General features: G+C 57.6%; 9 protein-coding genes. 4 read left to right on the top strand and 5 right to left on the bottom strand.

What is annotated here, in order from left to right:
- Positions 1-99: 99 nt before the first annotated feature.
- Both ACTO5E_RS08890 and ACTO5E_RS08885 read left to right on the top strand, forming a co-directional pair.
- Positions 100-270: a hypothetical protein gene (locus ACTO5E_RS08890; protein WP_482303062.1), complete on the top strand. Its 171-nt coding sequence runs from the start codon at positions 100-102 to the stop codon at positions 268-270.
- 79 nt (positions 271-349) lie between these two features.
- Positions 350-505: a hypothetical protein gene (locus ACTO5E_RS08885; RefSeq protein WP_482303061.1), complete on the top strand. Its 156-nt coding sequence runs from the start codon at positions 350-352 to the stop codon at positions 503-505.
- A gap of 91 nt (positions 506-596) precedes the next feature.
- On the opposite strand, the gene ACTO5E_RS08880 is transcribed toward ACTO5E_RS08885, so the two are convergent.
- Positions 597-1,172 (bottom strand): N-acetylmuramoyl-L-alanine amidase family protein, encoded by a 576-nt coding sequence (locus ACTO5E_RS08880; RefSeq protein WP_482303060.1) that lies wholly within the window; start codon positions 1,170-1,172, stop codon positions 597-599.
- Positions 1,173-1,413: 241 nt separating this feature from the next.
- Between ACTO5E_RS08880 and ACTO5E_RS08875 the strand changes: the two genes are divergently transcribed.
- Both ACTO5E_RS08875 and ACTO5E_RS08870 read left to right on the top strand, forming a co-directional pair.
- Positions 1,414-3,108, top strand: coding sequence for a leucine-rich repeat protein (locus ACTO5E_RS08875; protein ID WP_482303059.1), 1,695 nt, complete (start codon positions 1,414-1,416; stop codon positions 3,106-3,108).
- Between the two features lie 193 nt (positions 3,109-3,301).
- A complete protein-coding gene (locus ACTO5E_RS08870) occupies positions 3,302-5,074 on the top strand; it encodes a phosphoenolpyruvate carboxykinase (GTP) (protein WP_482303058.1) in 1,773 nt (590 codons plus the stop codon).
- A gap of 289 nt (positions 5,075-5,363) precedes the next feature.
- Here ACTO5E_RS08870 and nrdG read toward each other — a convergent pair whose 3' ends face one another.
- The 4 genes from nrdG to ACTO5E_RS08850 all read right to left on the bottom strand — a co-directional run.
- Positions 5,364-5,864 (bottom strand): anaerobic ribonucleoside-triphosphate reductase activating protein, encoded by a 501-nt coding sequence (nrdG, locus tag ACTO5E_RS08865; protein ID WP_482303057.1) that lies wholly within the window; start codon positions 5,862-5,864, stop codon positions 5,364-5,366.
- 10 nt (positions 5,865-5,874) lie between these two features.
- Entirely contained in the window at positions 5,875-6,615 is a 741-nt protein-coding gene (gene surE / locus ACTO5E_RS08860; RefSeq protein ID WP_482303056.1) for a 5'/3'-nucleotidase SurE, read from the bottom strand.
- Positions 6,612-6,818, bottom strand: coding sequence for an anaerobic ribonucleoside-triphosphate reductase (gene nrdD, locus ACTO5E_RS08855; protein WP_482303055.1), 207 nt, complete (start codon positions 6,816-6,818; stop codon positions 6,612-6,614). The genes surE and nrdD overlap by 4 nt, the downstream gene beginning before the upstream one ends.
- A 133-nt stretch (positions 6,819-6,951) precedes the next feature.
- The coding region (locus ACTO5E_RS08850; protein WP_482303054.1) for an anaerobic ribonucleoside triphosphate reductase at positions 6,952-8,962 on the bottom strand (2,011 nt) is incomplete at its 5' end.

Raw genomic sequence — 8,962 nt, 5'->3', positions numbered from 1 at the left:
GTTTCAGGTGACAGAGGGAAAAGCGCAGGCTATGTTCTGGGCGTTGGGTTGACAGAAATTTTCATGAAGAATTCATAAATTGGAAAGGGGTAATTCACAATGATGGGATATACTTTCAAGCAGACGAAGCGTAGGGAGAGAGGCAACGGTGAGAGCAGAATCCTCCGCCAGCAGGCCAATTATGAGCGATTCATGCAGGAGCGGGCGGATGTGTTTCAGGTGACAGAGGGAAAGGCGCAGGCGGCGTTCTGGGCCATGCAGAACCTGTAAAAGTCAGACAGAGCCGGAATAAACCGGGAAAAACCAGCAATCATATTGTGATAAGAAGAAACGGAAGGGAGCTGTCAGCATGAAAAAGTTTAACGGGAAGAGATGGGCCAGAGAAAAGGACCAGGCTGTGAGCCGCCGGCAGAGCGTCCATTTTGAGCGCTTTATGCAGGAGAGAGCAGACGTGTTCCAGGTGACAGAGGGAAAGGCGCAGGCCATGTTTTGGGCCATGAGCTAAGGCTAAACCGCTTATAAGTTTTCGTCACTCCCATATATAAAAAGCAGGAAAGCCCCGGCGCTTTGGATGGCGCAGGCGGCTTTCCTGTTTTTTAGCTAAGGGGGGCAAAGCCAAAGTAGCTGAGCAGCCCGTTGTAGATGCCCTGGGCAAAGCCCCGTTGGTCGCTGCGGAGCTTTTCCGCGTCAGAGGCATTGGTGAGGTAGCCCAGCTCCACCAGCACGGCGGGCATGGCGGTGCGGCGCAGCACATAAAGAGAGGGGTTAATGCGCACGCCGTTGTCCCGGGTGCCGGTTTGTTGGGTGACGCCGTTGAGAATGTGCTGGGCCAGCCAATAGGCCTGGGTGCCCTGCTGGTAGACATAGACCTCGCTGCCGTTGATGGCCGGGTTGGGGTTGGCGTTGCAGTGGATGCTGATAAAGTAGTTGGCAGGCCAGCTGTTGGCCATGTTGACCCTGGCCCGCAGGCTGGTGGCATTGCTGGTGCCCAGCACCTGGTTGGGGGAATTGCGGGAGAGGCGGACGGCAAAACGGGGGTCGTTCTGGAGCAGCTGGCCCAGAATGACCCCCACATTATAGGTGACGTCCTGCTCCCGCAGGCCGTTGCCCTCGGCGCCGGCGTTGACGCCCTGGGGGTTGTGACCCTGGTCGACGAAAATGCGGATAGGCATAACACGCCTCCTTTCGGGGGTGACGCCCCCATAGCAGGGGGACATTCCAGGTTATGCGGGGTGCGGGCGGGGGGTGCGGGGGGCGGTGGGTAGAAAAATATCAGAAGAATATGCAGGTATCTTGGCTGTATCTCTTGCGTTTTGGTAAATTTTGTGGTATGATTTGAACAATACCACACCAAAAGCTTGCAGAGAGCACAATTATGGCGCGGCTTTTGGTGGGAAATAGGAGGGAATGTTGATGAAAAGACGAGTACTATCATTGCTGCTGGCCTTGTGCCTGCTTTGCGGGCTTGTGCCCATGGGGGTAACGGCAAGCGCAAAAGTGTACACAGGGGAGTGTGGAGAAGACGCGCACTGGGAACTGGACAGCGACAAGAAAGAACTGCGCATCTTTGGCACAGGGCCTATGGCGGACTACGGCTATCCTGAATATCCCCCGTGGAGAGCTTATGCCGCAGACGTTGTTTCGGTTGTGATTGAGCCGGGAATTACCACGGTTGGTGAGTTGGCTTTTTGCAATTTGGAAGCGCTTAAAGAGGTCTCACTACCGGAAACCGTAACTTTTATTAAAAATTCGGCTATTGCAGAGTGTCCCAGCTTAGGTGATATAACACTTCCCAGTAAGCTTGAAAAAATTGGAGAGGATGCATTTTCTTGTTGTGACAGCTTGACCAGCGTACATATTCCTCCCACTGTGCAGGAAATCAAAAAGAATCCTTTCAGGCAATGCGCCAATCTCCAAAGTATTCAAGTGGATTCAAGAAACTCTAACTATTTGGATATTGACGGTGTTCTTTATACAAAGGATATGAAAATGATTGTGTGCTGTCCAAACGGGAAAGAGGGGGAATTCAAGATACCGGAGGGTGTGGAAATCATTGAGGAGGCTGCATTCCAGATTTGTGATAAAATCACAGCCATTTCCATCCCGGACGGTGTAACCAAGATTCGCATGGGGGCATTTCTGGGGTGCTCCAGCCTGACCAGGTTAATTTTGCCGGATGGGGTAAAATCCATAGGCGGCTATGCATTTCAGAATTGCACAAGCCTGGAAGAGCTTGTGATACCGGATGGCGTTACAAGCATTGGCGGCTATGCGTTTGATTCCACAAATCTGACCAGTCTCACGCTCCCTAGTGGACTGACCGTACTGGAAGGCGGTTCTTTATTTTATGGATGCACAAATGTAACGCATATTACGATACCTAACACCATAACAGAAATAGGGTTAATCGTGTTTGAATGGTTGAGCGACAACGTGGAGGAATTCTATTTTGTTGGCACAGAGGAGCAGTGGAACGAGATTGGCGGCGCAGCCGCATTGGAATTTGCTATTGAGGAAGGTGGCCTTTCTTCCCATGTGGAGGTGCGCTTTGGAAACCAGCCGCCACCCCCAAAGCCCGCGCCAGAGCAGTTTGAGGATGTGCAGAGCAAAGACTGGTTTGCGGATTCAGTAACCTGGGCTATCCATAACAACATCACCAGCGGCAAGGGCAGTACCACCACATTTAAGCCCCATGACACCTGCACCCGTGCGGAGATTATGACCTTTATCTGGGCTGCGGAGGGCAGGCCTGACCCGGCTGGTGCGGCGGAATTTTCTGACATGCCCTCGCTGCCGGCCTTCCGCAGCGCCATTAGCTGGGCCGTGGAGCAGGGCGTCACCAGCGGCATGGGCGGCGGTAAATTCGGCGCTGCCATGCCCTGCACCCGGGTTCAGGCGGTGACCTTCCTGTGGGCGGCAGCGGGCAAGCCTCAGCCTAATGCCACCGCCACCTTCAGCGACATGACGGGTAATCCTGTTTATGATGCGGCCATCAGCTGGGCGGTAGAGAACCAGATTACCACCGGCGCGGGAAACAACCGCTTTGCCCCTGGCAAGCGCTGCACCCGGGCAGAGATTGTCACCTTTTTGCGCAACGCCTATCAATAAGCACACAAGGGCTGGCCTGGCTGGGCCAGCCCTTTGCTCTGCCCGGCGGGGGCGTTACAAAAGTCGCGGGAGAACAGAGAGATTTTGGAAAACCCCATTGATTATTCTCTCGTTCTGTGTTAGAATAATGGCAGGAATCCATTTTCTCAAATTTTGAGTCTTTGCTATATTCTTGAAAGGAGTTTGCAAACCCATGACCAACAACAAGACCGTTCTGAGCTGGTTGGAAGAAATGAAAGAGCTGGTCACACCCGACCAGGTGGTGTGGATCGACGGCTCGGAGGAGCAGGTGGAGGATCTGCGCCGCCAGGCCTGCGAGACCGGCGAGATGATCAAGCTGAACCAGGAGAAGCTGCCTGACTGCTACTACCATCGTACTGCTGTGAATGACGTGGCCCGGGTGGAGGGCCGCACCTTCATCTGCTCCAAAAAGGAGGAGGATGCGGGCCCCACCAACCATTGGATGGACCCGGAGAAGGCCTACAAGATGCTGTTTGACATTGCCCGGGGCAGCTATAAGGGCCGCACCATGTATGTCATCCCCTACTCCATGGGCCCTGTGGGCTCTCCTCTTGCCAAAATCGGCATTGAGGTCACCGACTCCATCTATGTTGTGCTGAACATGTCCATTATGACCCGCACCGGCAAGGCCGTGCTGGACGTGCTGGGCGACAGCACCGACTGGGTGAAGGGCCTGCACTGCAAGGTGGACATTGACGAGGAGAACCGTTATATCTGCCACTTCCCTGAGGATAACTATATCATCAGCGTCAACTCTGGCTACGGCGGGAACGTGCTGCTGGGTAAGAAGTGCTTTGCCCTGCGCATTGCCTCCTATCAGGCCAAGAACGAGGGCTGGATGGCGGAGCATATGCTCATTCTGGGCATTGAGAACCCCCAGGGCGAGGTCAAGTATGTGTGCGCGGCCTTCCCCTCTGCCTGCGGCAAGACCAACCTGGCCATGATGATCCCCCCCGAGGGCTATCGCGAGAAGGGCTATAAGGTCTGGACTGTGGGCGATGACATCAGCTGGATGCGCCAGGGCCCTGACGGCCGCCTGTACGCCATCAACCCGGAGAACGGCTTCTTCGGCGTGGCTCCCGGCACCAACATGAAATCCAACCCCAACGCGCTGATCTCCACCCAGAAGGGCACCATCTTTACCAACGTGGGCCGCAACCTGGACGAGAACACCGTGTGGTGGGAGAGCCTGGACAAGAATCCTCCTGTCAACGCTCAGGAGTGGAAGGGCGCCGACGTGAACGGCCCCGAGTTCATCGCCCAGGGCAACAAGCTGGCTCATCCCAACAGCCGCTTTACCGCGCCTGCCAAGAACTGCCCCTGCATCAGTCCCGAGTTTGACAAGGGCGAGGGCGTGCCTGTGTCCGCTATCATCTTCGGCGGACGCCGTCCTGACACGGTGCCCCTGGTTTACCAGTCCCGCGACTGGAACGCCGGTGTGTTTGTAGGCTCCATCACCGGCTCTGAGACCACCGCCGCCGCCGCTGGCGCTGTGGGCGTGGTCCGCCGCGACCCCATGGCCATGCTGCCCTTCTGCGGCTATCACATGGGCGACTACTTCCAGCACTGGATTGAGATGGGCGAGAAGCTGGGGGACAAGGCTCCCAAGATCTTCAACGTGAACTGGTTCCGCACTGATGCGGACGGCCACTTCATCTGGCCCGGCTTTGGCGACAACTTCCGCGTGGTGGAGTGGATCATCAAGCGCTGCGAGGGCAAGGTGGACGCGGAGGAGACTCCTATTGGCTTTGTGCCCAAGGCTGAGGACATCAACCTGGAGGGCCTGGACTTCTCCATTGACCAGCTGAAGGATATTCTGGTTGTGGATAAGGCTGCCTGGGCCAAGGAGGCCGAGGGCATTGAGGAGTTCTACAAGCAGTTTGGCGACAAGCTGCCTGCCGCCCTTAAGGAGCAGCTGGCGATTCTGAAGGAGAACTGCAAGTAAGCTGCGGCCCTTCTGACAGAGATATTGCATAAGAATAAAAGGGGCAGTCGGTCGGTGGACCGGCTGCCTTTTTGCGTAGGATGATGGTAGGGCCGCTGCCTGAAACCGGTCGCTGCTCGTGACAGGTGGTGCGGGCAGGTCTTCCGATGTCTGATAGCAAAGGGATTTGAGAACGCGAGGATACTGTTTTGAGCCGGGCAGCAAGATGGGGCGGTTCAAATTAACGGTACATGGCAAAAGGCGGAGTGTTGACTTAGGGAAACCAAGTCAACACTCCGCTTTTCGTTTTTTATTCCTCAGGCCACAGCACGACATGTCCTGCTGCCAGAGATTTTTTCACGTCTACCAGCCGCTGATTGGCGCTGCCCCGAAACCGTAGATCTATGTCCCGCTGAGCCTCTAAATAGGGGCCGTCGATGAGCAGGTCGGCCTCCTGCAACAGGGCAAGGGTGGTGGGGTCAGAGGACGCGGCCAGCTCTTCAAACAGGTAGCCGGTGAACACCACCACGTCCTTCCCCGCAGTGTGCACCTGCCGGGCCAGCTCTGTCAGGGGCTCAGGCTGGCAAAAGGGCTCGCCCCCGCTGAGGGTGACGCCCTTGAGCAGAGGGTCCCGCTGAAATGCCGCGAACAGGTCCTGGGCGTCCATCTCTTCGCCAGCCACAAAGGGGTGGGTTTCGGGGTTGTGACAGCCAGGACAGCGGTGGGGACAGCCCTGGACGAACACCGCGTATCGGATGCCCGGACCGTCCACAATGGATTCGGGGACAATGCCCGCTACTCTCACCTTCATGGGGTCCGCCTCACTGCCAGGGGAGGGCCCGCCGGCCCTCAATGGGCTGCTCCAAATGGTAGCCCAGGGGGGTGAGGGTGATGTAGCCGTCCTTCAGGCTGTTCCAGTCGTCAGCCCCGCCAGGGGTGTGCATGGGGGGGCGGCTGGGGGGATAGTAGACTGGCTGGCCGTTAACCTTTTCCCGCTGCTCATAGGGGCCCTGCCAGCGGCTGTCGCCCAGAGCAGCCCAGCGCAGGCCCTTGATCTCTGTCAAAGGCAGGTCGGGGATGTTGATGTTCAACACCTGGTCAAAGTCCTTTTCCAGGTCCAGCAGGCCGAACAGGCAGATAAAGTTTTCTACCAGCCTCTGCTCGTCAGCCCCTGCCGGCGCGGAAAGAGCAATGGACTTGACCCCCATCATGGCGGCTTCCAGGGCTGCGGCCACGGTGCCGGAGTAGAGCAGGTCTGAGGCTGTGTTCTCCCCCCGGTTGGGGCCGGAGATCACCAGGTCCACAGAGCCAGGGGCCAGGTTCAGCAGGCCCAGACGCACACAGTCGGCAGGGGTGCCGGAGATGGACCAGGCGCCTACTCCCTTGGGGTAGTCCGCCGGGTGGACGAACAGGGGGGCCTGCAGGGTGATGCCGTGGCCAATGGCGCTGCGGTTGCCGTCTGGGGCCACTACCGTGACCGCGTGGTTGCGGGAGAAGGCACCTGCCAGCGCATAGAGACTGGGGGAGTAGATGCCGTCGTCGTTTACCAGCAGCAGGTTCATGGCCGGGCCTCCTGACTGCCTCCATCACTCATGGTGTGCTTCACCCGGTCCTTTTCCTCCGCGCGCTTGGCGTTGTTCCAGCGGTCAATGGTGCCCACCAGGTAGCCGGTGATGCGGCGGATGCGCTCAAAGCCCCGGCCCTCGCCAACCATGATCTGATCGGCCCCGGTGATACCTGCGTTTTTCTTTGATGTGTTTGACATGGTGATTTCCTCCTTGAGATGGTGTTTTATGTTGAATGCTTGGCGTTATTCTTTTTGACAGGTTTGTTTTCACTGTTGAACCGCGAAGAAAGCTCGCATATTTTTTCTTTTATTTTATGCCGCGATTGACGCTTTAACTGATCAGGCTGGAATAGTCGGGTACGTCATGGTACTTTTTCCGCAGCTCTTCCAGCTTTTCCAGGGGCACGCCCTCTCCCTCCCGGCGTCCGCACCTGGGGCAGGTCTCTCCGATAATTCCATTATACCCACAAACAGGGTCCCGGTCAACCGGGTGATTGACCGAGCCGTAGCCCACGCCCGCCTCCTTCATGCAGCGGATGACGCTCTCAAAGGCGTCGATATTCTTGCACACGTCCCCGTCCAGCTCCACATAGCTGATGTGCCCGGCATTGGTCAGGGCGTGGAAGGGGGCCTCTTTCTGAATCTTCTCAAAGGCAGGGATGGGATAGTACACAGGCACATGGAAGGAGTTGGTGTAGTAGTCCCGGTCGGTGACCCCTTCGATGATGCCGAACTTCTTCTTGTCAATCCGGGTAAAGGTGCCGGAGAGGCCCTCTGCCGGGGTGGCCAGCAGGGTGAAGTTCAGCCCGGTCTCTGCCGAGAGCTGGTCCATCCTCTTGCGCATGTAGGTGATGATTTCCAGGCCCAGCCGGTAGCTCTCCTCACTCTCTCCATGGTGCTTGCCGGTAAGGGCCTTCAGGGTCTCTGCCAGGCCGATGAAGCCCACGGACAGGGTGCCGTGCTTGAGCACCTCCGCCACAGAGTCGTTCCGGTCCAGCTTCTCCGAGTCGATCCACACCCCCTGACCCATGAGGAAGGGGTAGTTGTAGGCCTTTTTGCTGCACTGAATCTTGAACCGGTGGAGCAGCTGCTCCACGCACAGGTCTATGCGCTGGTCCAGAATCTGGTAGAACTTCTTCACATCTCCCTTGGCCTCAATGCCAATGCGGGGCAGGTTGACGGAGGTAAAGCTCAGGTTGCCCCGGCCGCAGGTGGTCTCGTGGGTGCGGTCGTGGACATTGCCCATGACCCGGGTGCGGCAGCCCATGTAGGCAATCTCTGTGTCATAGTCGCCGGCCTTATAGTATTGCAGGTTGAAGGGGGCGTCGATAAAGCTGAAATTGGGAAACAGCCGCTTGGCGGACACCCGCATGGCCAGCTTGAACAGGTCATAGTTGGGGTCCTCCTCGTTGTAGTTGACCCCTTCCTTTACCTTGAAGATCTGTACCGGGAAGATGGGAGTCTCCCCGTCGCCCAGACCGGCCTCAGTGGCCAGCAGCAGGTTGCGGATGACCATGCGGCCCTGCTCGCTGGTGTCTGTGCCGTAGTTGAGGGAGGAGAAGGGCACCTGGGCCCCGGCCCGGGAGTTCATGGTGTTCAGGTTATGCACCAGGGCCTCCATGGCTTGATAGGTGGCCCGGTCGGTCTCCCGCCAGGCAGTCTCTTTGGCATAGGCGGCGGCGTCGCAGGCCTCCTCCCAGGTCACCTCCTGAAAGCCGTGCTCCCGCTGGTGCTGGGGGAGGAAGCCGGCAAAGCGTTCCCCATAGGCGTCTGTGTTTTTCATGGTGACACGGGTGTGCAGCGCCACCCGGGCAGCGTCTACCATGGCCTCGGCCTGGCCGTGGGGCATCAGCTTCATCAGCTGGAAGAACTGGGTGAGGGCCTTGAAGTATTCCTTGTGGTAGGTTTTGTCCACGCCCTGGGCCATGGCGTAGTCGAAATTGGGGACGCTCTGGCCTCCGTGCATCTCGTTCTGGTTGGCCTGAATGGCAATGCAGGCCAGGGCCGCGTAGCTGCGAATGTCCTTGGGCTCCCGCAGGTAGCCGTGGCCGGTAGAGAAGCCGTTTTTGAACAGCCGGATCAGGTCGATCTGGCAGCAGGTCTCGGTGAGGGTGTAGAAGTCCTTGTCGTGAATATGGATGTCCCCCTCCTCGTCGGCCTGGGCAAGATGGGGGGGGATGACGTACTTATCGTAAAAGCTTTTGGCCCCCTCTGAGCCATATTTGAGCATGGTGCCCATAGCGGTATCCGCGTTGATGTTGGCGTTTTCCCGCTTCAGGTCCACGTCCTCGGCAGGGACAAAGGTGAGGGCGGAGTAGATTTTCACCAGCTCATCGTCCATC

This window comes from Acutalibacter sp. (assembly GCF_056800975.1).
Note: the sequence above shows the minus strand (reverse complement) of the source record. Positions and strands in the feature narration are given on the sequence as shown.